Raw genomic sequence first — 23,284 nt, 5'->3', positions numbered from 1 at the left:
CATTTAATGAATTTTTTTGGACAAAATCTACTAGGATTCGGCACTGGCTGTAAATTGATTAACGTATTTCCTGTTTTTTTACACCTCCATCTTCTTTCCTAATTGAAAATTTCTAAATATTGAATTTATAATGTTATTATAGATGATTCTCAATATTTTTTCTCTTATTTGGCTCATTTTCTTAAATACGATGATTTTGAAGGAGTCTGAGCGTAATGAGCCTGCTCGATCAAGTCGTTCGAGTCTCTCCCCTCATGCATAGGATGGTCATGTGCTTTGAGGAGGACTTTACTTTGGGAGTAACCAATCGAGAAAAATTTTTGTCGTATATCGCCGGGAACTCTTTGCGTTTTGGCTTATCAGTCAACGATCCCATTCGGGAAGGAAGTCTCGCCAGAAGTATTTTGAGAGAAGAGAAGCCGATCAGTAAAGTGATGGATTCCTCCGTCTATGGAGTCGCCTACATCGCTGGTGCTCTCCCGATCGTAGAAGATGGTGCTGTCACTGGTTCCCTGGTTTTTGGCGTCAGTCTGGATCGACAAAATAAACTGGCCCAAATCGCCGAGCATTTGTCTGAGATTGTAGAAGAGGTTTTTGCACAGTCCAGAGTGATGCAGGATGGAGCAGAAGTCCTGTCCGCTCATAGCGAAGAGCTCTATCAGGTCATGGCAAATATGCAAGAACAGTTGAATAACACCTTTTCAGTCCTGAAATCAATATCGCAGATTGCCAAACAATCCGAGGTTTTGGGCCTCAATGCATCTATCGAAGCTGCGAGAGCCGGAGAACACGGAAAAGGCTTTACGATCGTTGCAGGTGAAATGCGTCGGCTTGCCATTCGATCAAGTGATCTGGCTAAAGACATCTCTGAAAAGCTCTCTTCCCTCCAGAAGGAAATGTCCTCTATCTCTGATATGGTGCTGGATTCCAAGACGCTTTCCCAGCAACAAACCAAAGGAATCATGGATTTGACTGCCTCGATCAACGAAGTTACCGAAGAAGCTCTGCTCCTGCAAAATATATCACAAATTCAATCTAACTAAACTTTTTAAAGAAAGGTATTTTCGTTTTTCGCCATCATCAAAACCAAGTGGAAGGAGTGTTCTCTTTTGGTTACCCCTTTTGAAACAGACGTGAAGTGGGAGTCATTCCTGAAATACGGCACTAGACAATTTTGGAAACGAAAATCGGTTATCTATAAACAGGGAACGTTGGGAGAAGGGTTCTACTACCTTCACAAGGGATTGGTCAAGATTGTTTCCACCACTGTAAAAGGTAATGACCGTCTGCTGAACATCGTGGTCCCCGGCCAAATCATGGGCATCCAATCGATGGATCAGCAAACCCATTTCACTTCGGCAATCGCCGCTAAAAACTCGGTCGTGTATCACTTTTCCTGTGAGCAGTTTCAGGAGATGCTCACCGTTCAACCCGAGCTATTATATCTTTTAACCCAGACGATCCATCAGAAAATGCGCACACTTCTGTTTGCGATCAACATGAAGGCACTGACCTCCGAGGAGCATATTGCCACCCTCTTGCTCAATATTTGCGATGAATACAAAAACTACGAAGTCCCTCTGACCCAGCAGGATTTGGCTGATTGCGCCGGCCTCACGCGAATCACCGTCTACAAGATTTTAAAGCAATGGAAAGTGAGCGGCATCGTGGAATTCAGAAACCGCACGTTTACGATCATCGATCCCGATCTCCTGCGCACCACGGTCTTTCCCGACGCGGAAGATACTTTTTCTTCGACCTGTGCACGGTAATGAAGAGAAAATATGGAGGGATGACATGAACAATATTCGCTATCAATGGACTCCGTTCCTCATGTACGGGCAAAAAATGGAAGTCAAGAAAAACACCGTCATCTACCGACAGGGCGAGCAGGGAAAAGGGTTTTATTACCTCGACCGAGGCGGCATCAAAATTATACTTTTATCTGACAATGGGCATGAACGGACAATCGATTACGTATCTATCGGCACCTTGTCCGGTGAGCATGGTGCATACAATGGTCCTTATTTGACGACAGCCATTACGACCAGTCCGTCCGTCCTGTACTACTTTTCCGACGAAGCGCTATCCAATGTTTGTCGCGATCATCCCCATGCTGCCTTGATCTTTACGAATTCCCAGATCTACAAGTTTCGGCTACTGGCAGAAATTATCGCTTTTCAAGATAGTCCCGTGGAACAGCAGATGGCTCATTATCTGATTCGCCTTCATTCTGTGCATCAAAATGAAAACGTTCCCATTGATCAAACCTCCTTTGCCCGCTACATCGATGCCTCTCGCATCACGGTGAACAAGGTCCTGCACAAATGGAAGCTGCACGGACTCATCGAGCTCTCCAATCGTGGTGCGATACGCATCCTCGAATTCGACAAGGTAAGAGAGATTGCCCATCGTGAGGAAGAGAGCGAAGGCATCCTGCTTTGGAAATAGTCGCTGCACCTGAAGCGCTTCATAATCAAAAACGAAAAAGATCCATCAGCTGGTCTGATTGGATCTTTTTTCATGCTTCTTCCGACATTCCAAAACTGGATTTTTTTCAAAGGATTTAGTATTCTTGTTTGCAGCTACCAAAATGCTACTTTAAAAGCCAACACATTCCAAACGTATGTGCAATCAATTCCTCTGTACCATGCGAAGGATGACATTGAGGTGAATCGGAGAATGCCAACCAGACAAGAATTAAGAGCCGAAGAAACCAAGAGAAACATTCTTTTAGCAGCAGGAGAGCTTTTCATGAGTCGGGGATACGATGCTGTCACCATGCGTGAAATTGCGAAAGAAGCTGGGTGCTCACATACTACCATTTACATTTATTTCAAAGATAAAGAGGCGCTACTGCATCAGCTGTCCATGCCCCCGCTACTCGCCTTGATGAAACAAATAGACGAGATACTGGAACAGGATACTTCTCCCGATGACAAGCTTATCGGAATCAGCCTGTCGTTTATTCGCTTTTGCTTGACGCATCGCAATATGTACACGATCTTCTTCAATGTTAAGTCTGTCAGAGTGGATGAACAAAAGCCGGAGCTGGAGATTAACCAGATCAGGAATCAACTCTTCGCCAAGCTGATGAGCGCTTTGCAAAAAAGTCTTGGATTGGAAGATCATGACAGACGACTGCTGACGAATTCCCGGATCTATGTGTATACCTTGCATGGGATCGTCGCGACCTACACGTTCTCTGAGGAGACCGTCGATATGCTGATGGATCGCCTTTCACAGGTTTTTCAGGAGACATTTGAAGTCCTTCTCCTTGGTTTTAAAGGAAAAAATGAATAAAAAAAGCAAATGGAGGCCATCCCTAGGGATCAGGCCTCCATTCTTTTGATCATCGGCTGACTAGTCGTCGATGATCATCCTCATGCTTCTATTTCTTTTCGGTTTGCAAACGATATATTTCTTTGCCTTCAACCAGGGTAAGGATCACATTGGTATCCTTGATTTCGGTAGCCGGAATTGCGAACAGGTTTTTATCCAATACCACCAGATCCGCTTTCTTGCCTACCTCGATCGAACCTGTAATCGCATCTACGTGATTGGCGTAAGCACCATCAATCGTAAAGCTGGCGATCATGTCGGCCAGTGTAGCACGTTCATCCGGATTCGCAATTTTCCCTGGATCTGTCTCGCCCTCTTCGATCCGTGTAATGCCTTGTTGAATGCCATGAAGCGGGTTGAACTCAGGTGTCACGATGTAATCGCTGGAAGATGCCATATGAACTCCTTGATTGATAAAGCTCTTCATCGGATACTCCTGCTGGGCACGCTCTTCCCCAAGATATGGAACCTCGATCTCGTCGTAGTACCCCGCTTCCTGCATAAACCAGAACGGCTGCACGATGCCTACAGCTCCCAGCTTTTTGAAGCGCTCGATATCTTCCTTGTTCACCAGCTGCAAATGGACGAGCGAGTGACGGGCATCATGTGCGCCGTTTTGCTTTTCCGCGTGCTCAAAGCCGTCCAGAACGATACGTGTAGAAGCATCGCCGATGGAATGAACATGCAGCTGGAAGCCTGCTTTGTCTGCAGCAGCTACAGTCTTGTTGTAAACGTCTGTTTTCCAGATGAGCTCTCCATTGGTGTGCTTATGCTCATAAGGCTTTTCGAGATATGCCGTAGCTCCCTCTACAACCCCGTCCATGAAGATTTTGACCGCGTTCACCTGGAACAGTGGATACTGATTGCGCTCTCTAATTTTTTCAAACTCTGCTACCTGCTCTGGCCCCTTGTCAGGATTGGCTGTGACAGCGTTGCGGTAACGAATCGTCAGCTTGTTTTCCTTGGCCAGCTCTTCATAGGCTTCCAGTACATTCGGGTAACGCAGCATATCCGGGTCACGAACTGTGGTCACACCGCGTTCTGCCGCCTTGTGCTGATACTCCTCGATACCGGCTTTGTACTGATCTACGGTGTATCCGCCGATTTTGTGCAAGACCAGATCCATTGCACTTTCACGCAAGGTTCCAGACGGTTCGCCTGTTTTTGGATCACGCTCGATGATTCCGCCTTCAGGGTTCGGTGTATCCTTGGTGATTCCTGCCAGCTCCAACGCCGCAGAGTTTACCCACAGGGAATGTCCGTCATCAGAAGTGAGGGCAAGCGGCACGTCAGGAACGATCTCGTCCAACGCTTCCTTGAGCGGCCCGATGCCAGGTGCCACAGGATTGCTCCAGCCCCGTCCTTGCAAGGTTTTCTCATCTGGATGCTCTGCCACAAACGCTTGAATAATCTCTACATACTCTTCGATAGAACCGCCGTCGTACAAATCGATAGAAAAGATAAGTCCGGTTGTTTTGCTCGCATGCGTATGACTGTCAATAAAGCCTGGCAAGACCATTTTACCTTGAAGATCGGTTACCTTGGTTTGGCTTCCAACGTATTTTTTGACTCCCTCGTTGCTGCCTACGTAGACGATTTTATCTCCACGAATCGCCACTGCCTCGGCAAAGTTACGGTTGCGGTCCACGGTGTACACGACGCCGTTGGACAATACCGTATCAGCAGGCATGACTTGAGCTGCCCCTGCTACCGGGCCTGGCTTGGCAGCTTGTCCAGGTGCTTGTTGAGTTGTCCCTTGCGCAAAGGCCGATACCGGGCTCATCAAGGCCGTAACGAGCAGTGCGCTGGTCCATTTTTTCAATGACATAAGATCCCCCACCCATCCAATTACAATAAAATCATGCTTTGTTCTTTCTTTTCCCAGTTAACCCAGAGGAAAAACAAGACAAATCTGATTGTAGCACTGCAACTCTGAAAATTCCATCACAAAACTTTTTTTCCATGAGAGGAAAAGCTTCATCCATGGCCAACCCACACATGGATGAAAAGGCAGAAAAAAAGAAGGAGTTTCCCCCTTCTCAATAGACTACACTTTAAATTGTACAACCAAGCTTTGCAGACGCTGGGAAATTTCCGCCATGGAAGAAATCGACTCTGCCATTTGCTCCATGACCTCACGAGAATTTTCGGCAGCCACTTGTGCTTGGTGCGTCTGATTGGAAGCATCCTCAGCCACTTGCACCACCGTGCCAACAGAGGTGAGAACCTCTTCTGTACCCGCTGACATTTGAACAGTGGCAACTGATACCTCGGTCATTTGTCTTGTGACGGTCTCGATGGATGCATGTATCTGTTGGAAGGCTTGTCTTGCTTCTTCGGCTGCTTCCAGACCGGCTTGTACGTTTTTCGTTTCCGCGATCATGAATGCAGAGACTTTGTTCGTCTCTTCCTGAATCTGCTTGATCATGACGGCAATCTGCTCCGCTGCCTGGTGTGACTCTTCAGCAAGCTTGCGGATCTCGCTCGCCACAACCGCAAAGCCCCGGCCATGCTCAGAAGCTCTAGCCGCTTCAATCCCTGCGTTCAGGGAGAGCAAATTCGTCTGTGCTGCGATGCCGCTAATGACATTGATCACGGTTCCGATTGCCTGAGAGCTTTCATTCAAGTGCTTGATCATATTGGAGGCTTGCAGAACATTGGTCGTGACGGACTCCATTTTCTGGATCGATTCATCAATGGTCTTTCTTCCGTTCTCCGCTACCTCTCTAGCGAGGTTTGCCGAAGAAGTTACTTCTTGCGTACTGGCAGAAATCTGCTGAATGCCGGATGACATTTGTGTCATCGAAGCCGATGTTTCGGAGATGCTTTCCACCTGTGTCTCGGCACCAGATGCGATTTGCTGAACAGCGAGGACGATCTCCTCACTGGAACGACTTGTTTGTTGGGCTTTTTCGGCCAGCTCATGAGAAGTTTCGGCTACAAGTCTGGAGTCCTTCAACACTTCTTTAATGATTCCTTGAATGCTCGCAAGCATGGAGTTAAACTCATGCGACAGCTGCCCTACCTCGTCACGTGATTTCACCTGCAAACGCTGCGTCAGATCACCGCCTGCATTGGCCATTTCCACCAGATGCTTTTTCACTTCATTGATCGGATTGGCAATCATTCTGGTCAAAAGAATACCAAAGATCAAAGAGAGCAAAATCCCTGCACCGATCAGAATCATCGTCAAGTTCCTTGATTGGGTGAAGCGCTCAAGTGACTGGAAGTAAAGCTCCTGTGCTTGCTTGTCCTGCAACTCCACAAGCATGGTGATTCTCTCTTCGATAGCTGTTTTTTGCGTCGCAGTTCCGTTCAATTTCATTATAAGTCCCATGCTGTCATTGTTTTTCAACAGCTTGAGCGCTTCAGTGATGCTGTTTTGATAGGCAAACGACAAAGTCGTTAAAGTCCCTAGCACATCGTGCTCCTCTTGGGAAAGCGGCAGCTCAGCGTAAGTGGTCAAACCCGTGTTGATCTTGGCGATATTTTCATTCACGGCTTGCTCCAGCTTGTCGTAGTCCTGGTTTAATGAGGCTGCGTTCATGAGCAGCACCGTATTTTCAGAGATGGCTTTATTTAGGGTGCTCAGTTGAATCACAGGCAATAAACGATCTTGATACATGCCCTTCATATCTTCGTTGATCCTGTTAAGCGAGATATAGCCTAGGAAGCCAATTCCCCCCATGAATAAACACACTGCAGTAAAGACAAGAATCAGTTTTTTGGAGATGGAGATGTGATAAAACCATTTCATGGATGCGCACCTTCTATCATAAAGAATGGATGAAAGAAACTTACTTTTGCTTTTCGATACTGAAAAAACACCTATTCCGTTTGGCAGATAACGAACCACCCAAACAGAAAGGTGTGTAACTCTTGTAGTACACCAAGACTCCCTGTACGAAATTGCGGTCAGTGGCTTAAAGCACAGTTGAAATTTTGATACTATACCGAAAAGACTGAAAAAGAGTTGGTAACGTTTACCTTCTATTTCCCGCAAAAGTATCTCATTAAACCTACCTCTATAAACATTTATCGGCAATTTTACTCCTTTTTTTAAGTCATTCCATGACAAACCATGTAATCCAGCAGTCGATAGAAATGTGTATAAAAATAAGAAGACCAGAACGGATTGCTTCTGATCTTTTTTACCCACTTGATGTGATGTCAGTCCGTAATGCTCAAGCGGATTATCTGGGTTTTTACATGAAAGCGAAACTTGGCTTGCTTGTACATCTCGCGCCATTTCTCCTTTTCAAAGTGAGCTGACCGGTTTTGTGACCGATAGTGCTCCCCAAACCCCATCGGGTCCACCCCCTTTTTCTGAAGCAAGGCAACGAGCTCCCTCATCTCTTTTTCCATCTTCCTGTCCACCTCGCGCTCAATCTTTTTTACTATTTCTGTATTTTCCAGATCCGGTTTATTGCCCATTTCGTCCAGGCGCGCCTTAATCTCTACGGAAACGTCAAAGGTGGGGGGTGTTGGGATACAAGCTTGATATTTTTTTTACTATTGATGGTTTCAAGGGCAATGGGACTCGTCTCCTGCTTATTGCTCTTGCGTTGATCCTGGATACCCAGCCCTGCTGTCGGGATGGATAATTGGAAAAAACCTGCCCGAAACTGGTCGCGGACCAGCTTAATATAGAAAGCCTGCTCCGGCTTTACCCAATCCACATACTGATCTCCCTTGAACAACGCGACCCCTTTGATATTGATATCATTCCCCTTTCGTTCGATGAAGGGCAAGTATGGATCGTTGCCTTCGCTGTAATAGTCTCGCATGAATTCATGTAACGTAGATGAAGGAAGCTGTTCTCCTCTTACGTTCTTGTATATCGTGTAGTAGAGATACAAACCGATGTTACCCTGAGTCGGATAATCGGCTTGTACCAGATCATAGCTTTTTCCGTCAACAATTCCGAGATAGGGTCGTAAGCCCACTTCAACTCGGTCCATAACCCCTACGAATTCAATCATCCCTTTTTTCGCCATTTCCTTGCTGTAAAGGGCTATACGTAATTGCCCCAGCTTTGGTCGGCGGTCCAGCTGCAGATCCAATTTATTCATTATTCCATTCAATGTCGTATCTGTGGCTGAAACCACTTGCTCCTTTTGACTAACCAAGGAGCTTACAACGGGTGCTGAGGCTGTCGCGCGAATCCGATTATCCTCCAACACATCAAATCCCATTACGGTAATCAAAGTCGTCTCGTCAAGGATCTGCGTAGGCTCACAGCCACTAATCAGCAGTGGACCGATCATAGCCAAAAGCATCCATTGCCACCCCTTCCTCATCCTGTGTTCCCCCTCTCGCGATGTTTGCGCCATGCACCCTTTATAACAACTCCTATGTACAGGAGAATGGGATAAATAAATGCCGCATATAAACCAACTTGCGAGGCGAAGTTGTTCAAGGAATTGATCTGTGATCGGGTCAAAAACACCAGAACTCCGGCAAAGATGACAAGTACCACGACAAAAATGGTCCTCCTGTACTGCCATTGATACATCCTCTTCAAGCCTCGCGAAACACTCCAGGTGTACAGCATAACATTCGGCATGATCACAATGAGCCAGATAGATAAGATGATAAACTCGAAGCGTTCGAGAAAAGGTAAATGCACCATCTGCTGGAGGTTCAATGTTGCCCAGGTTGTCTTCATCAACTGATTTTTACTAAAAAAAGTGATCGCCAGGACCATGAGAAATAGATAGATCAGATTCGTGAGCAAGGCACCCGACTGTGAAAAGGCACCGACTTTTTCTTTGTTACTCACAAATGGGTACACCATATAGAGAATTTCAAAGCCGACGATCGTAAAAGACATCTGGACCGCGCCACTGAGAATTTCCGGTACATTTGCCTCCAGTACGGGATAAAGATAGGACCATCTGGCATATTGGGAAGGAAAGTACAAAAAAAGATCACCCACAAAGTCGTGACGACGCTAATAAACGTGTAGCCTGTGATAATCCGTATTCCTCCCAGTAATGTATAAAGCGCAAGCCCTAATACGGTTGCAGAAACGAACCAGGTTGGTATCTCGGGAAACATCCACGTCTGGATAACTTCCGTATAGGTTCGAAGGATCACGATCGCAATCAATGTAAAATACAGCATGTACAGGATATTGATCAGACTGCCGAACAGCTGACCAAATACATCGCAATTAATCCCGTACAAATCCGAGGACGGGTATCTTTTTAGCGTATTGATGATCGCCCACATGACGAGGTGAACAGCTATGCCAGCAATCACTACTGCGATCCAGGCATCATGCCCCGCTTCTATTGCAATCACTCGCTGAAAGCCCAGCACTCCGACTCCGACCTGATTCGAATAGATCAAAAAGAACAAGAGATAAGCAGGGATTTGATTGGATATCTTGGGATAGACGTTGATCTGCATGAACTCCTCACCTACTCATCAATATCTTCCATCTGCCTTGCCTTGGCAGGATCGAAACGAAAATCATCTGTTGGGCGAAATAATTGTGGACGCAATCCAAAGAAAGTAATGGGAGCACGGATAATGCTGTCTTTTAAATCTGTAATTCGTAATGGATATACTGGCTGAAGATAAGGTCGACCTAGGCTGGTTATCCGCAGTAGATGTGTAACCAAGAAGCTCACACCGATAGCAATACCAAGTCCCCCCCAAAGTCCTGCCATTAGAATGATGGGGAAACGAAGTACTCGAATGGCGGCACCGAGGGAGTAATTCGGGGAGCTGAATGACGAAAGTGCGCCAAGTGCAACAATAATAATCAAGATGTTGCTGGTGAATCCGGCCTGCACGATGGCTTGACCGATAACGATACCTCCCACGATACCGATGGTTTGACCGATTTTCGTGGGTAGTCTCGCGCCTGCTTCCCGCAAAAGCTCAATGATCCCTTCCATTATGATCGCTTCCATCAACGGCGGAAACGGGACCCGAGATCGAGACTGAGCGAGCGAAATTAAGAGATCTGCCGGTATGACTTCATAATGGAATGTCAAAATTGCGACGTAGAATGGCGTTAACAGTAAGGCAAAGAAAATGGCTAGCGTCCGAAGCAACCGCAGAAAGCTCGCGATGCTCCACCGAAAGTAGGAATCCTCTGTTGCTTGGAAAAGCTGAATAAAGGTCACCGGCCCAAGCATAGCCTTTGGACTTCCTTGCAGCAGCACAGCTACCTGCCCTTGAAGCAGTCCAGCAGCCGTCCGATCTGGTCTTTCGGTCAGGACGAGCTGTGGAAACATGGAAAATTCGTTGTCCTTTATATATTGAGAAAGGATACTGACATCAATAACGCTATCGACTTTCAGCTCCTGAATACGTTGCCTCAACGTTTGGACATTATCTACGTTCGTAATCCCTTCCATGTAGAGAAGTCCTACTTCAACAGGTGCTGTTTCACCGATGACCATCCGTTCATACGATAATCGCGGTGATTTGATGTATTTTCGGATCAGAGATAAGTTCGTCTCCAGCGATTCCACAAACGCATTTTGCGGGCCAAGGATGTTGGTTTCATTTTTAGGAGGAGTTATTTGCCGATTTTGGGTACCATCTGAAGGAAAAAACAGGCCATACGCTGCCCCATCTAGGTGAATATAGATGTTTCCGAGGAGCAAATGCTCAATGACCTGATCCTGATTCGTCAATCGATGGTCGACGGTTAGGCCGATTTTCCGCTCGATATCCGGCATCGTCACCGTCTCAAAATCGAGCTGCTGCAGATTGGGAATCAGGTGCTGATAAATCACTTTTTGTTCTGCCATACTGACTAAATAATAGAGACGAAGACGCCCTTTTTCACCGTCAATATGCTCTACCTTCAAGTCGCCTGTTCGGGATACCCATTGCTGAAACGTTTGCCTCATGGTGCCAGTTCCTCCGACGATCGATCATTCATTTGGTTAAAGTATGCCCAACCCCAAGGGATACACTCATGAAATAGAAAAGGATAGCCCATCAGCGTTCAACCTGACGAAACTATCCTTCAACCTTATGCTCTACCATTTTTCTTTTTCGATATCTGCGAATCAGCAGCAAGCATACGGATAACAGGATACCGAGGCCAGCCAAAATCATGCTAAACGCTCCATCTACCATATTCTCCGCCGCACGCCCGTACAAATAGAACAGCATTCCTACCACATAGAACTTGGCTGCACGTCCAATGGCAGCATAACCAAACAGCTTCCAGAAGGAATAGTTCATACAGCCTGACATGATCGTAAACAGCTTGAACGGAATTGGTGTGAAGGACCCGAGCAGAATGGCTGTTTCCCCATGCTTTCGATCATTGGTCACATAGAAAAAGCCTGCTGAAAGAATCAGCAGGCTCATGGCATCTCCCCCGTTGTGGATATTGTGCATACTGTCCTTCCACTCTCGGACCAGCTTTTGCTGCTGATAATCATGGTATTCCTCTGCCAGGGAAGGGTAGCTGAGCACCATGATTCCCACGACTATCAGAAGCATCGACAACATTCTCATTTTCACGGTTCTCTCCCCCTATCCCTGTCTTCGTTGACAGTCTTTTTTCCATTGTTGATACCAGTCCGTTATTTCCTTGCTCGGAGCCACGTCGAACTCTTCTTTCAGCTTGGTGGAAATAAGCTGGTACTGTTTGCTTACTTCCCCTTGATGATTCTGCATCGCGTACAGCTTCATCAAGCCGAAATAGCCGTCTTCCATCCCTGGCACTTTTTCCCGTATTTTCTGGTACGTCAAAATTGCCTCCGTGTATTGTTCAGTTGCAACGTAATATTCTGCGATTTGTTTCACATGGTTCAGCCAGAGCAATCGAATGCGTTCCTGCTCGTATTCCGCCCACAGATACGGATGCTCCTCCAAAAAATCGCCTGTGTACAGGGCCATAATGGTCAGATGCTGCTCCAATGTCTCCGCGGTGACCTCTGGAGCGTGCCGCACATGATTTTCCCATTCCTCCACATCCAGCTTTACATCTCCCCAAACAAGCCTGTAGCCTTCATCCTTATATTTGATTTCGAGATTAAAGCCAATGCTTTTAATCATTTTTCGAATCTGATAGATGGCTGTATGCAATTGCGTCCGCGAGCGGTCGGTATCGTAATCAGGCCAAAGTAAATCGATCAGGATTTGCTTGCTCACCGTCTTGTCCCGATAATGCACGAGATAGGCAAACAGTTCTTGTGCTTTCAATGTCTTCCAGGGAAAGTACCGCACATTGCCCTGATGATCGAGGTAATGCAAGCTCTGTAAACAGCAGAGGGTTGCTTTAGCTGTGCTCGGTAAATGAGCAGGGGACTTCAAGGCTGATTCTGCTACCCGTTGCAAGGTGACTGCCAGCCTGCGATGATGGACGGGTTTGAGCAAATAGTCGAGTGCATTCATTTCAAATGCTTTGACTGCATACTCCTGATAAGCGGTGACAAAGACAATATGAAGCTGGGGCTGAATGCTCAATAGTCGTTCAGCCAATTCCAATCCGTCCATTTCAGTCATCTGAATATCCAGGAACGCCATATCCAGTTTTTCGCGTTGCGCTGTTTCCAAAGCGGCGTAGGGATCTTGATAGGAACCGATCAAGCTGATTGGAACGTTCACGTCGCTCTGCTCTTCCAGGAGCTTTTCCATTCTTCTCAGCGCTAGCCTCTCATCATCCACGATAATTACTTTCAATGATATCTCTCCTAGTTTGCAACAACTCTAGCATTTCCCCCATTTAATTGTAGCAATTGAAGAATGGGATGTCTCTTGCAGTGTTGATATATTTTTTATATCTAATATACTTTTTATAGTTAACTCTTGATCGATTAAAAATTTGCTCATGAAAAGAGGAGATTACCCATGAGTTTCAAGCAAATGATCTGCGATGTATCGACAGGCGTCTGTGGAGAAGCCGGTGAAAGCAACTTCCAAACGTTTGAATGGAATCAACCCCTAAAAAAAGCTCAAGCTGTATTACGTCACGGACCCTATCTGCTCGCACTGTTGGGCGCTTGAGCCTGTACTTCGCAGGTTTGAAGTTCAGTACGGACACCTTTTCACCTTCCATACTGTTGTAGGTGGTTTGCTGAAGAATTGGGATGGCTTTGCCGATGTCAAAAATGGCATTGGCAGCCCTGCGGATGTTGCGGGTCACTGGCGAGAAGCTGGCGAGCATTCCCGTATGCCGATAGACGGCTCTCAGTGGCTCGACAATCCCATCCAGTCTTCTTATCCCTCGTCCCGCGTGTTTAAAGTGATCCAGCAAACCGATGAAGCAGCTGCCAGAACATTTTTGCGTCGTGCGAGAGAAGCTGTATTTGCCTTTAATCGAAATATCGGCGAAAAGCGGGTATTGATTGATATCGACAACCAAATCGGACTCGATGGTGACTCGGTTGTGAAGGAAGCTGAAGAGGGATACGGGCAGCAGTTGCTGGACCAGGATTTCGCGCTGGCCAGCTCACTTGGTGTGCGTGGTTTCCCGACCATTGTGTTGGTCGATGAAGAAAATAAAGAGATCAAGGTCGTCGGTGCGCAGAAGCTGGAGACCTATGTGAAGGCATTGGAGCAAGCGTTGGGAACAGAGAATATGCAGGCGAAGTCGATTCCTGTTCTAGCCAAGCTATTGGAGCAGGAAGCCCTTTTATTTTCAAAGGAAGTCGAGGTCATGTACGATCTCCAGCAAAATGAGGTCGAAGCATTTTTACAGAAGGAGCTTACTGCGGAAACTTATTCGTGGCACACTATTCTCGGCGAAAGGTATGTATCCAGAACCTAGCAGGCATGGTTATATAAAAAGAAAGAGGCTTGATCTGCTACTCAAGCCTCTTTCCTATATTCTTGCTTACTCTCTGTTTAAAAATCAAAATTGTCCGGGTCTGGACCGACTCGACGATTCTCATTCAATCCATCGATTCTATCCATATCTTCTTTGGTCAGCTCAAAGTCAAACAATGTGGCATTTTCTATGATTCGGTGCTCTTTAATCAATTTTGGAATGGTCACAACCCCGTGCTGCAAATCCCAACGCAGGATGACTTGGGCTACGGACTTCTGATACTTCTCTGCAATCTCCTTCAACACTGGCTGATCCAATAATTCACCCTGCATCAAAGGCGACCATGCTTCGAACTGAATCCCTTGTTCCCGGCAAAATTCTCGAAGCTCCTTCTGGGCCAGACGAGGGTGAAATTCCACTTGATCCACCATCGGTTTTATTTCCGCATCCTTCATCAAGGATTGCAGATGATGAATGTGAAAATTACTGACGCCAATCGCTTTCACTCGTCCGTCTTTGTAGAGCTTTTCCAAGGCCTTCCACGCTTCTGCAAATTTTCCTTCTACTGGCCAGTGAATCAGGTAGAGATCCAAATAATCCAGCCCCAGCTTTTGCAGACTTGTTTCATAAGCGGCCAACGTGGACTCGTATCCCAGATCGGAGTTCCATACTTTTGATGTGACGAACAGATCCTCTCGGGAAATGCCAGCCTCTTTCAAGCCCTCGCGGATCCCTCTTCCCACTCCTTGCTCGTTTTGATAAACAGCTGCAGTGTCAATACTGCGATAGCCGTGTTTAATCGCAGCTTTTACCGCCTCTTCTACGACTGGCCCTTCCTCAACTTTAAATACTCCGAGGCCCAGCCAAGGCATTTTTACACCGTTGGACAATGTAGTCGTATCTTGCAAATGTTTTGCCATTCTATATTCCCTCCATCTAGTCGAATATTTATTGAAAGCAGTCGCACATGCAAATCTGGTCATTCTCGTTTGACATGTGCTATTATGCGGTACATTATACCGGAAGAAAAGTACGCACTTTTTCGTTCCATAGGCACTAAAAAGTTCCCGTACTAAAGGGGGCATGCGCTCATGAAAAAGAAATACAACATTTCAGTCGAAGCCACTTTGCAAGTAATTGGAGGAAAGTGGAAATGCGTCATCCTCTGTCATCTCATGCGTGGTAAAAAACGTACCAGTGAATTAAAGCGTCTCATGCCCGGAATCACCCAAAAGATGTTGACACAGCAGCTCCGTGAATTGGAAGATGATGGAGTCGTGAACCGAATTACTTACAATCAGATTCCCCCAAAAGTGGAATATGAACTCACCGATTATGGGTGGAGCCTTAAAAGTATTTTGGATGCGATGTGTACCTGGGGTGAAACACATATCATCAAAGAATATGGCGATAAATATGCAGTTTTAGAAGACAGCATCTTAAACAAATAGCTCTTGCACGGACTGATCTCATCCCGCTTGCTTTTGATTCTTTTCCAGCCGTCCCATGACCATGGTCAAAAGGGCTGCACCAAGCACCATCACTCCGCCAACCCATGGCGTGTGGATCAAACCGAGCTTTTCGACGGTTATTCCACCAACGAATGCTCCAATTGCAATGCCGAGATTAAAGGCTGCAATATTCATGGCAGAAGCTACATCCACGGATTGAGGGGTGTATCTTTCGGCCAACTGAACGACGTATATCTGTAAGCCTGGTACATTCATGAAAGCAAGCAGTCCCATGAACAGAATCGTAATCGTCCCCATCAGTTTGTGCGGCGCCGCAAACGTTAGGAAGAACAGGATCAGGGCTTGAACGATAAACATCCAAAGCAGCGCTTTTAGGGGATTTTTGTCAGCAGCCTTTCCGCCAACCGTATTGCCAATGGCGATAGACATGCCATATACAAGAAGAATCAGACTGACTGTACTTGACTGATACCCCGTGATTTCCTCCAGAATCGGACTCAAGAAGGTAAAGGTAACAAAGGTTCCACCATAGCCCAATGCAGTGATGGCAAAAATCATGAGTAGGCGACCATTTGTGAGGATTTTCACTTGATCTTTGAGAAAGGCAGGCTTGGCTTTCCTTAGATCATTGGGTACCAGAATAGCTGTAGCCAGAAGCGCAATCACACCAAGGGCCGCGACACCCCAAAAGGTGGCTCTCCAACCTAGCGTCTGCCCAATAAAGGTCCCGAGCGGAACACCAGTAACCGTTGCAACAGTTAATCCCGTAAACATCGTCGCAATAGCACTTGCTCGTTTATTCTCAGCTACTAAATCAGCAGCGATTGTGGAGCCGATTGAAAAAAACAAACCGTGTGAAAATGCCGTAGCAAAACGTGCGATTAGCAGCAACAGAAAAGATTCAGAAAGTGCCGCTACACTATTTCCTGCAACGAAAACCACCATTAACAGAATCAACAGCGTTTTTCGAGGAACTTTGCTAGTAAGAGCTGTAATAATAGGTGCTCCCACGGCAACGCCCAGAGCATATCCGGAAATCAAAAGACCAGCCAATGTAATGGTTACATTCAAGTCCTGTGCAACCGTAGACAACAAGCCAACGATCACAAATTCGGTAGTTCCAATGCCAAATGCACTGATAGCAAGAGCAAGCAAAGCGAATCTGGAGTTGTTCGTACGATTTGCTTGCTGTTGTAGTTGGTTGATGGTAGTGCTCATTCGAACGTCCTCCTATTTTACTTGCCATATCACCAAGCTGGGCCCTAGCTCATCATGAATGGCTGATGTGTTGTGACTGTTTTGCTATTATGCAGCATGCACCACATCATAGGAAGTACGCACTTTTTAGTAGCATAGGTACTTGTAAGTGCCTGTTCCCTAAAATGAAAAGCAGCTAAAACCCTTTCCTGTAAAAGGCTTTAGCTGCTTTATTCACTCTAAAGTTTACCTGACATTCCCTTAAATCGATAACTCCGGCAAGGTGTTCCCCGTTTCAAGCAAGCTTTTTAAATTGCTCAGAATAGCTGGCCATCCATTATTTAACCCTTCAAAGGTATCGTCTCGATCCATCAGGTCAATAGAATGCAGATTTTCGTGCCTAAGCGTCAATCTGACTGTCGACCCCATTTGCTTCAATACAAATGTAGCTGATGCTTGAGCCTACTTGCCAGTCCGACTCGATCTTGCTCCCGAAGAAATATTTCTCCGTCATCTCCCCTACTGTCAAAGCCTCCCACAGCTTTTCCGGTGTCGTTGCGATATAGGTAACATACACGAAGGATGTGTCCGTCAACTTGTACCCTCCTCCAGATCATACTCAACTTTTCAATCTTCAACACCATGATATCCAACGTCTGTTCCCTCTCTAGCAAGCATTTACGTCCCAAACCGCTGGCGATACCCACATCTTCTGCATAATTCCTCGACTGCCTCCCTGCGGGAAAAGCCTTCGACGAGATTGTTCGCCCGCTCTCCCTCCACAATCTCAGAAAAGGAGGCCTGATTGATATTCCCCAGATTGATAACTCCTTCACCATCCAGACAGCATGGCACCACAGTCCCATCTACGAGAATTGCCGCTTGGCTGCGAAGCGCGTAGCAAAAGCCTTTTCCCTCATCTGCAGGCGCTGTCAGGCTTGGCCACTGGAATTCATGATCCTGGTTCAAGTAGACACGATTGGCGATTTTCACTCCTCCGCCCGGCTCTACCTTTTCTTCGATCTTGTAGTCCAGTCCAAATTCTTGTTCGACGATCTCTAGTGTCTTGCGGTTCCTACTCTTTTGAATGTTTGTTTCGTTGTCCTGCGTCAAATTCCACAGACGGAACGAAAAGATGACATGTTGCTTTTTTGCTTCACGGACGAATGAGAGGATTTCCCGCAAATATCCTTCGCGGTCGGTCGAACCCAGGTGTCCGTCAAAGCTGTGGAGCGAGAAGTTCATCTGCCGGAGTGCAGGCTTACCAAGCAGCTTGTGCCGATTTTTTGCGATCAAGGTACCATTTGTCGTGATGTTGACCTTGAAGCCTTTCTCGTGGCTGATATCCAGCAGCTCATCGATCTTGGGATGGAGCAGCGGCTCCCCTTTGACATGCAGATAGATGTATTTGGTGTGCGATTTGATTTCGTCCAGCCTTTTGGCGAAGTCTTCCACAGAAATAAAATTTGCCTTGCGCTCTGTTGGCGGGCAAAACGTACAGGCAAGGTTGCAGATGCTGGTGATTTCTATATACACTTTTTTGAAGGTTTTCACGATTCTCCCCGTCCTTTCCATTAGAAAACTTGGCTACGCCAAGCTTTTGGCGGAGCCTTAGTTGCACTTATACTATCTTCCGCTAATCTTTTTAGCGCTTTAGCGCACTTAAACTTTCCGATAGTACATAAAAAGAAATAGACCGCGTACCCGATGGATACGGTCTATTTCACGTAACGGACATCTCCGCGTCTACCGCCGGTAAAAGCTGCTTGTTAACGGGAAATCCTAGTTGCATCCTGATCTCACTATATCATAGGAACGGGAGGAAATTAAGCTCTTGCCATGCGACTATTTCTTTACTCCCTTGGCAATCGCGAGAAGTTCCTCTTTTGTGAGTTTACTGTTCGATGGCACAGATAGTTTATAGAGTGTTCGCATAGGGTCAGACTCCTCTCCCTTTACCCACTCCACTCTCATTCCATGGTAATCCCGGATGAACAATGCATCCACAGAGCCTGCTTGCACCAACTCTACTTCTGCTTGCTGCGACACGAAGGTTCTCTTTCTTCCTGTCAGCGCAGCACTATAATGAAAAGTATCCTCTCCGTTGGCATAAGTGATGGATACACCCTTTGGATTCTTCTCGAGCGGGACTTCTTTCACGATTGCCTTTTCTCCGGATTTTTTCGTCCCTGCCTTTAGCTCAGCTTCGATCGCTTCTTCATTGCCATAGGTCGCAACCTCGCTGCTGACAAAACCTTCCTTGAAACTATAGCCTGCTGGGAGTTCTGCCGGATATTCGAAAGCCGGAGCATTCCTGTGGGTAACTTCCTGTTGGAAGGCATCCCATGCGGAGAACGGAATCTGCTGGGATACATAGAAAACCGTCCCTTGAGGATTCAAGCTCTCATCGGGAATATAGATAGCGGCCCCCTGTCCTGGCGGCACATGTCTTGCTACTTCATTGACAGCATCCAGATAAGCCTGTTCCTGTTTGCTTGGCTGCGCCGTTACGCCAAATCTCGTTACTGCATAGGAATTGGGTTGAAGGGATTCCGCCGTATACAAGGTGTCTCCTTTTTCATTTTTGATGCTCCAGATACCTGCAGCGTATGCAACAATACTGCCCACAAAAAGGATTGTTACCGCTGACAGAACGACAGAGACAGGCTTGCGAATCGCGAAGAAGAATTTGGAGCGTTTATTTTCATTCAACCGGTGCATAACCTTCGAGGCGATGTCTAGGTGATCCGTTTCGATCGGCAAAGCATGCTGCTGAATTACCTGTTCTTCATGGGAGAGAGTATGTTTCCGCATAAAGATTCTCCTCACTTTCGGTGATCATATTTCTTACTTTTTTCCGAAGACGCTCATAACGCTTTTTCACAGTTTCTTGCCTTTTGCCGATAATCTCCCCCATCTCCTCGAAGGTTTTTTCATCAAAAATTCTCATTACAAGCAAATTGCGTTCTTCCAGTGTGAGCTTTTCGAGTATCTTTGCGATGGGTTCGCTAAACACTTTGTCTTGGACAATCTCTTCAGCAGATACTGCTGCGACCTCTGTCCGGGAAAAGAATATATCCTTCACTTTTTGCATGAGCTGTTTTCTTCTCAACTCATTCAGGCAATGATGGTAGGCGATCTTGTACAGCCAGGCAGAAAAAGAAGCGGTCGGTTTATACTCCCCCAGCCTTTGGTACACCTTCATAAAGATTTCCTGTACGGCATCTTCGGCTTCCTGCCTGTTCCAGAACAATCGATAGCAATACGTGTATATCTTGCCTTGATGAATCTGTACCAGCCACCGAAAAGCCTCCTGATCTTTTTCTTGCACCGCACGCCGTATCAGGTCCTCTATATTCTCCTGCACATCCTCACCTCCATTGTCTTTTCTCTGTTCACTATGTATAACACTTGCCGAATGCGAAAAGGGACAGTTGAACACGCAATTAAAAAGAAAAAACCCCCCATATGGCATAAAACCATAAAGAAGGCCGCAATAGGAGGTTTTGTTATCCTTAGCGAAGTAACTTAATGAACTCACGCATGAAGCCAGGCAGATCTGGCCAAGCATGCCCCGAGACGAGGTTGCGGTCGACATGAAGGGTCTCCGTCTGATAGATGGCCCCGCATGCTTCTACATCCGGTCTGCACGCCTGGTAAGCCGTCATTTCTCTGCCCTCCAGATATTCACGGACAATCGTCAACACTTGTGAACCGTGACAAATGACCGCCACTGGCTTGTTGGCCTCAAAGAAATGGGCGACGATCGGCTTTAGATGCTCATTCAGCCGGATATGCTCTGGCGCACGTCCCCCTGGGATAATCAAGGCATCGAAAGCCTCAGGATTAATCTCTGCAAAAGAAGCATGGGCTGGAAGCTGGTAGGCTGGTTTTTCGGTATACGTTTCACTGTGAGCTTCAAAATCGTGACATACGGTATGCAGCGTTTTGACCGTAGGAGCAGCGATAACCGCTTCAAACCCCTCTTCCAGGCAACGATAGTACGGGTAAAAAACCTCCAAAGCCTCTACAGCATCTCCGGTTACAATCAACACTTTTTTACTCATCCGACAGCCTCCTCATGACTTTTTTTGGAAAGCACGCCTCCCGTTTTTCCAATTCTTTGAGGAGATGTTTGATTCCTGCTTGATAGACACCAAATTCATCAAGCTGTCGGATTCGCGTCACTCATCATGCAGCATGGTATGGATCGATTCCATGTGCGGTGGAAGAACGCCCGCGGTTTTCCGATTCGCGGGATTTGATTTAAAGGAAAAGAGCCATCGTAGAACAACAGAATGTGCTGTTTGGTGTACCTCCAATAAGAGGTCCGTTTCCTATACCTTTTTGCGTCGCTTATAAAACAAAATGAAGCTGCTCAACAACACCACCAGTCCAATTTGCAAATACCATCCCTCGTAAGCCAACATCATCATGAGTTCCCAAATGTTCGCTGGACCAGCCCCTGTCCCCACTTGGCAACCCGATTTGATCTCCACGTTTTACTATGAAACTGCGAAAAGTACAACCAAAATATGCACGGTTGCTTGAACCACCAAAAGCACCCGCCGCCCCCATAGCGCCGCACTCTTTTGCTGCTGCTCATCGATCGGAAGCAGGGATGACCGACTTTGGTGCCGGACTTGGCTCCCGATTCCCTTCAGCTGAATGGCAGACAAAAAAAGAATCAGTAGAGCGAACGCCGCTTTGACGAGCACACCCGGCAAGATCAACATCAATAACGAGCTGATGACAACGATCCGGATATACATCCCGGCCAGATCACCTGAGCGCAGGAATGATTTCAGGAACAGGATCCGTCCCGCGTTTGCTTTGCGATACGGGATCAGTCTGGCTGTCCAAATGAGCCATTTGCGAGACTTCACTCGCTGCTGCAAGGACGGGACATCCCGAAATTGGTTGGCGATCTGATAAAAACGCAGACGCAGCCCGTTCTCCACCTCAAGCAATCGGTACCATTGGTAGGCATGTCCTTTTGAAATGCGCTGCAGCCGAATATGGAACCAGATCAACAGCCCCATCCAGATAAATACCCCATAGGGCAAAAGCTGTCCCTCGCTCAGCATCCAAGCGAGCAGGTAAAACGTAATGCCAAATCTGACCAGCGTGTACAAGGCATATTGGTTCTTGTCAGGCAGGCGCATGGTGATCCAGCTGCTGTACACATTCCAGCCCTTCAAGATAAAGGGCACTCCCCAATACAACCACAGCTGAGCCCCAGCTGGCCCCATCGTTGCTTTGTACAAGGGCATCAGCAGTAAAAGGACGAGGAATAGCCCGATGCTTTGAACGACGAAATTGTAGATCTGCGTCTTGCGAAAATAACGATCCATCTTGGCTTCAGCGGGTGTCAGGAACAGCAGGTCCGCTTCCAGCAAAAAGGTTCGATGAGGACTTTTGGTGACAAAAAGAGCGATTACGAAAGAAAGTGCGACTGGTACCGGAAACCACACGGGAATCGCCTGGACGAGGCTCGGATAGTAATAAGCGAGCAGTCCCGTCAGAAAAACGGCGACCATAAGCACGCCTCCGTTTGCCATGTACTGTCCGTAGAGGACGACCTCCTTGGAAAACCTCCGCAGCCGCTCGCGAAATAAGAGATCTACATTCATCATCATTCTCCCTCGACCAGATGCAAGTAGATGTCGTCCAGTGAGTGGTTCGGCATGCCCGTGATGCGGCGCAGCTCGTCCAGCGTCCCCTGTGCCTTGATCCGCCCTTTGTGCAGGATGATAAACCGATCGCAATACTTCTCCGCCGTCGCCAATATATGTGTCGACATCAAAATGCCCGCGCCTTGCTCTTTGCAGCGCTCAAGCCAGGTCAACAAGGTGCGGATTCCCAGTGGGTCCAGCCCTAGAATAGGCTCGTCCACGATGTACAAAGACGGTTGCACCATCAAGGCCATCATGATCATGAGCTTTTGTCTCATTCCTTTTGAAAACTGCCGGGGGAAGCGATCTCGGGCTTCCTCCATGCGAAATTCCTTGAGCAGCGGCTGCACACGCTCGGCAAACACCTTTTTATCCAGGCCGTAGCTCATCGCCGCAAGCTCCAGATGCTCCCACAAGGTCAATTCATCGTAGTAAATCGGAGATTCCGGAATGTAGCCAAAGGTGTGCCGATAGGTTTCCGGACTGCCTGAAAACGTCTTTCCGGCTATGCGGATCTCGCCTTCCCTTGGCTCCAGCAGACCCAGGATGTGTTTGATAATCGTACTCTTTCCTGCGCCATTCAGGCCAATGAGCGCCACGATCTCTCTTTCCTGTATGTGAAAGGAGATATCTTCGATGACGGCACGACTCGATACATACCCGCCTGTAACTCCCTCTACTTCCAGCAATGCAGCCATGATATTCCCCTTTTCTTGTTACTTGCAATCGTCTTGATTGCATTATATCGAAATCGACAGGCTTCAGGAAATCTCTTCATCTCGTTTCGCCTGAGGGAATGCATGTAAAGCCAAACAGGGCCCTTTATTTAAAGAGGCCGTGTCTGGCTT

Annotated in this window: 24 protein-coding genes and 1 pseudogene; 7 read left to right on the top strand and 18 right to left on the bottom strand. The window is 47.0% G+C overall.

What is annotated here, in order from left to right; genetic code table 11:
• The first annotated feature begins 293 nt into the window (after window positions 1-293).
• The 4 genes from EDM52_RS11415 (at window position 294) to EDM52_RS11400 (ending at window position 3,303) form a co-directional block, all read left to right on the top strand.
• Entirely contained in the window at window positions 294-1,043 is a 750-nt protein-coding gene (locus tag EDM52_RS11415; protein WP_183184998.1) for a methyl-accepting chemotaxis protein, read from the top strand.
• A 66-nt stretch (window positions 1,044-1,109) separates the two neighbouring features.
• Complete coding sequence (locus EDM52_RS11410) at window positions 1,110-1,772, top strand: Crp/Fnr family transcriptional regulator (protein ID WP_122909101.1); 663 nt, start codon at window positions 1,110-1,112, stop codon at window positions 1,770-1,772.
• A 25-nt stretch (window positions 1,773-1,797) separates the two neighbouring features.
• Window positions 1,798-2,451: a Crp/Fnr family transcriptional regulator gene (locus EDM52_RS11405; protein WP_122909100.1), complete on the top strand. Its 654-nt coding sequence runs from the start codon at window positions 1,798-1,800 to the stop codon at window positions 2,449-2,451.
• A 231-nt stretch (window positions 2,452-2,682) separates the two neighbouring features.
• Window positions 2,683-3,303: a TetR/AcrR family transcriptional regulator gene (locus tag EDM52_RS11400; RefSeq protein ID WP_122909099.1), complete on the top strand. Its 621-nt coding sequence runs from the start codon at window positions 2,683-2,685 to the stop codon at window positions 3,301-3,303.
• Between the two features lie 88 nt (window positions 3,304-3,391).
• Here the strand turns inward: EDM52_RS11400 and EDM52_RS11395 are convergent, their stop codons facing one another.
• The 8 genes and pseudogenes from EDM52_RS11395 to EDM52_RS11355 all read right to left on the bottom strand — a co-directional run bounded on the left by EDM52_RS11395 (window position 3,392) and on the right by EDM52_RS11355 (window position 13,005).
• Entirely contained in the window at window positions 3,392-5,170 is a 1,779-nt protein-coding gene (locus tag EDM52_RS11395) for an amidohydrolase (RefSeq protein WP_122909098.1), read from the bottom strand.
• 219 nt (window positions 5,171-5,389) lie between these two features.
• Complete coding sequence (locus tag EDM52_RS11390; RefSeq protein ID WP_183184996.1) at window positions 5,390-7,099, bottom strand: methyl-accepting chemotaxis protein; 1,710 nt, start codon at window positions 7,097-7,099, stop codon at window positions 5,390-5,392.
• Window positions 7,100-7,512: 413 nt separating this feature from the next.
• Window positions 7,513-7,776, bottom strand: coding sequence for a Ger(x)C family spore germination C-terminal domain-containing protein (locus EDM52_RS25440; protein WP_276330111.1), 264 nt, complete (start codon window positions 7,774-7,776; stop codon window positions 7,513-7,515).
• 23 nt (window positions 7,777-7,799) lie between these two features.
• Window positions 7,800-8,642 carry a Ger(x)C family spore germination protein gene (locus EDM52_RS25435; protein ID WP_122909096.1) on the bottom strand — a complete coding sequence of 281 codons (843 nt, stop codon included), beginning with the start codon at window positions 8,640-8,642 and terminating at the stop codon, window positions 7,800-7,802.
• Window positions 8,639-9,756: pseudogene (locus EDM52_RS11375) on the bottom strand (GerAB/ArcD/ProY family transporter). Before EDM52_RS11375 ends, EDM52_RS25435 begins: the two are co-directional and overlap by 4 nt.
• Window positions 9,757-9,767: 11 nt before the next feature.
• Complete coding sequence (locus tag EDM52_RS11370; protein WP_122909095.1) at window positions 9,768-11,216, bottom strand: spore germination protein; 1,449 nt, start codon at window positions 11,214-11,216, stop codon at window positions 9,768-9,770.
• 112 nt (window positions 11,217-11,328) lie between these two features.
• Window positions 11,329-11,841 (bottom strand): YqaA family protein, encoded by a 513-nt coding sequence (locus tag EDM52_RS24635; protein ID WP_183184994.1) that lies wholly within the window; start codon window positions 11,839-11,841, stop codon window positions 11,329-11,331.
• A gap of 12 nt (window positions 11,842-11,853) precedes the next feature.
• The gene (locus EDM52_RS11355; RefSeq protein ID WP_122909094.1) at window positions 11,854-13,005 is read right to left on the bottom strand and encodes a response regulator; all 1,152 of its coding nucleotides are present in this window, start codon (window positions 13,003-13,005) and stop codon (window positions 11,854-11,856) included.
• 168 nt (window positions 13,006-13,173) lie between these two features.
• On the opposite strand from EDM52_RS11355, the gene EDM52_RS25530 reads away from it, so the two are divergent.
• Both EDM52_RS25530 and EDM52_RS11350 read left to right on the top strand, forming a co-directional pair.
• Window positions 13,174-13,329: a hypothetical protein gene (locus tag EDM52_RS25530; RefSeq protein ID WP_338068305.1), complete on the top strand. Its 156-nt coding sequence runs from the start codon at window positions 13,174-13,176 to the stop codon at window positions 13,327-13,329.
• Complete coding sequence (locus EDM52_RS11350; protein WP_338068310.1) at window positions 13,283-14,092, top strand: DsbA family protein; 810 nt, start codon at window positions 13,283-13,285, stop codon at window positions 14,090-14,092. Before EDM52_RS25530 ends, EDM52_RS11350 begins: the two co-directional genes overlap by 47 nt.
• A gap of 77 nt (window positions 14,093-14,169) precedes the next feature.
• Here the strand turns inward: EDM52_RS11350 and EDM52_RS11345 are convergent, their stop codons facing one another.
• Complete coding sequence (locus EDM52_RS11345; protein WP_122909093.1) at window positions 14,170-15,012, bottom strand: aldo/keto reductase; 843 nt, start codon at window positions 15,010-15,012, stop codon at window positions 14,170-14,172.
• Window positions 15,013-15,183: 171 nt separating this feature from the next.
• Between EDM52_RS11345 and EDM52_RS11340 the strand changes: the two genes are divergently transcribed.
• The gene (locus EDM52_RS11340) at window positions 15,184-15,543 is read left to right on the top strand and encodes a winged helix-turn-helix transcriptional regulator (protein WP_122909092.1); all 360 of its coding nucleotides are present in this window, start codon (window positions 15,184-15,186) and stop codon (window positions 15,541-15,543) included.
• 18 nt (window positions 15,544-15,561) lie between these two features.
• Here the strand turns inward: EDM52_RS11340 and EDM52_RS11335 are convergent, their stop codons facing one another.
• The 9 genes from EDM52_RS11335 to EDM52_RS11295 all read right to left on the bottom strand — a co-directional run bounded on the left by EDM52_RS11335 (window position 15,562) and on the right by EDM52_RS11295 (window position 23,134).
• Window positions 15,562-16,782 carry an MFS transporter gene (locus EDM52_RS11335; RefSeq protein ID WP_122909091.1) on the bottom strand — a complete coding sequence of 407 codons (1,221 nt, stop codon included), beginning with the start codon at window positions 16,780-16,782 and terminating at the stop codon, window positions 15,562-15,564.
• Window positions 16,783-17,161: 379 nt separating this feature from the next.
• A complete protein-coding gene (locus EDM52_RS24925) occupies window positions 17,162-17,356 on the bottom strand; it encodes an SRPBCC domain-containing protein (protein ID WP_221175544.1) in 195 nt (64 codons plus the stop codon).
• Between the two features lie 83 nt (window positions 17,357-17,439).
• Window positions 17,440-18,315, bottom strand: a complete 876-nt coding sequence (locus EDM52_RS11325) for a radical SAM/SPASM domain-containing protein (RefSeq protein WP_122909090.1) — start codon at window positions 18,313-18,315, stop codon at window positions 17,440-17,442.
• A gap of 291 nt (window positions 18,316-18,606) precedes the next feature.
• Window positions 18,607-19,575 carry a hypothetical protein gene (locus EDM52_RS11320; protein ID WP_122909089.1) on the bottom strand — a complete coding sequence of 323 codons (969 nt, stop codon included), beginning with the start codon at window positions 19,573-19,575 and terminating at the stop codon, window positions 18,607-18,609.
• Window positions 19,550-20,128 carry an RNA polymerase sigma factor gene (locus EDM52_RS11315; RefSeq protein WP_183184992.1) on the bottom strand — a complete coding sequence of 193 codons (579 nt, stop codon included), beginning with the start codon at window positions 20,126-20,128 and terminating at the stop codon, window positions 19,550-19,552. Before EDM52_RS11315 ends, EDM52_RS11320 begins: the two co-directional genes overlap by 26 nt.
• Window positions 20,129-20,276: 148 nt before the next feature.
• Window positions 20,277-20,828, bottom strand: a complete 552-nt coding sequence (locus EDM52_RS11310; RefSeq protein ID WP_122909088.1) for a DJ-1/PfpI family protein — start codon at window positions 20,826-20,828, stop codon at window positions 20,277-20,279.
• A gap of 270 nt (window positions 20,829-21,098) precedes the next feature.
• Entirely contained in the window at window positions 21,099-21,260 is a 162-nt protein-coding gene (locus EDM52_RS24630) for an LPXTG cell wall anchor domain-containing protein (protein WP_183184990.1), read from the bottom strand.
• 6 nt (window positions 21,261-21,266) lie between these two features.
• Entirely contained in the window at window positions 21,267-22,394 is a 1,128-nt protein-coding gene (locus tag EDM52_RS11300; protein ID WP_245996804.1) for an ABC transporter permease, read from the bottom strand.
• Window positions 22,395-22,396: 2 nt separating this feature from the next.
• Window positions 22,397-23,134 carry an ABC transporter ATP-binding protein gene (locus EDM52_RS11295; RefSeq protein WP_122909085.1) on the bottom strand — a complete coding sequence of 246 codons (738 nt, stop codon included), beginning with the start codon at window positions 23,132-23,134 and terminating at the stop codon, window positions 22,397-22,399.
• Window positions 23,135-23,284: the final 150 nt, after the last annotated feature.

It is taken from the genome of Brevibacillus invocatus (genome assembly GCF_003710915.1).
GTDB lineage: Bacteria > Bacillota > Bacilli > Brevibacillales > Brevibacillaceae > Brevibacillus > Brevibacillus invocatus.
The sequence above is the reverse complement of the archived record's forward strand: the minus strand, read 5'-3'. Positions and strand labels throughout refer to the sequence as shown.

Bases quoted from the DNA above. Each gene is read 5' to 3' on its own strand.
- EDM52_RS11405 (WP_122909100.1), top strand. From the start codon at position 1,798: ATGAACAATATTCGCTATCAATGGACTCCGTTCCTCATGTACGGGCAA.
- EDM52_RS11400 (WP_122909099.1), top strand. From the start codon at position 2,683: ATGCCAACCAGACAAGAATTAAGAGCCGAAGAAACCAAGAGAAACATT.
- EDM52_RS11395 (WP_122909098.1), bottom strand. From the start codon at position 5,170: ATGTCATTGAAAAAATGGACCAGCGCACTGCTCGTTACGGCCTTGATG.
- EDM52_RS11390 (WP_183184996.1), bottom strand. From the start codon at position 7,099: ATGAAATGGTTTTATCACATCTCCATCTCCAAAAAACTGATTCTTGTC.
- EDM52_RS25440 (WP_276330111.1), bottom strand. From the start codon at position 7,776: ATGGGCAATAAACCGGATCTGGAAAATACAGAAATAGTAAAAAAGATT.
- EDM52_RS25435 (WP_122909096.1), bottom strand. From the start codon at position 8,642: ATGAGGAAGGGGTGGCAATGGATGCTTTTGGCTATGATCGGTCCACTG.
- EDM52_RS11370 (WP_122909095.1), bottom strand. From the start codon at position 11,216: ATGAGGCAAACGTTTCAGCAATGGGTATCCCGAACAGGCGACTTGAAG.
- EDM52_RS25530 (WP_338068305.1), top strand. From the start codon at position 13,174: ATGAGTTTCAAGCAAATGATCTGCGATGTATCGACAGGCGTCTGTGGA.
- EDM52_RS11345 (WP_122909093.1), bottom strand. From the start codon at position 15,012: ATGGCAAAACATTTGCAAGATACGACTACATTGTCCAACGGTGTAAAA.
- EDM52_RS11340 (WP_122909092.1), top strand. From the start codon at position 15,184: ATGAAAAAGAAATACAACATTTCAGTCGAAGCCACTTTGCAAGTAATT.
- EDM52_RS11335 (WP_122909091.1), bottom strand. From the start codon at position 16,782: ATGAGCACTACCATCAACCAACTACAACAGCAAGCAAATCGTACGAAC.
- EDM52_RS11320 (WP_122909089.1), bottom strand. From the start codon at position 19,575: ATGCGGAAACATACTCTCTCCCATGAAGAACAGGTAATTCAGCAGCAT.
- EDM52_RS11310 (WP_122909088.1), bottom strand. From the start codon at position 20,828: ATGAGTAAAAAAGTGTTGATTGTAACCGGAGATGCTGTAGAGGCTTTG.
- EDM52_RS11300 (WP_245996804.1), bottom strand. From the start codon at position 22,394: ATGAATGTAGATCTCTTATTTCGCGAGCGGCTGCGGAGGTTTTCCAAG.
- EDM52_RS11295 (WP_122909085.1), bottom strand. From the start codon at position 23,134: ATGGCTGCATTGCTGGAAGTAGAGGGAGTTACAGGCGGGTATGTATCG.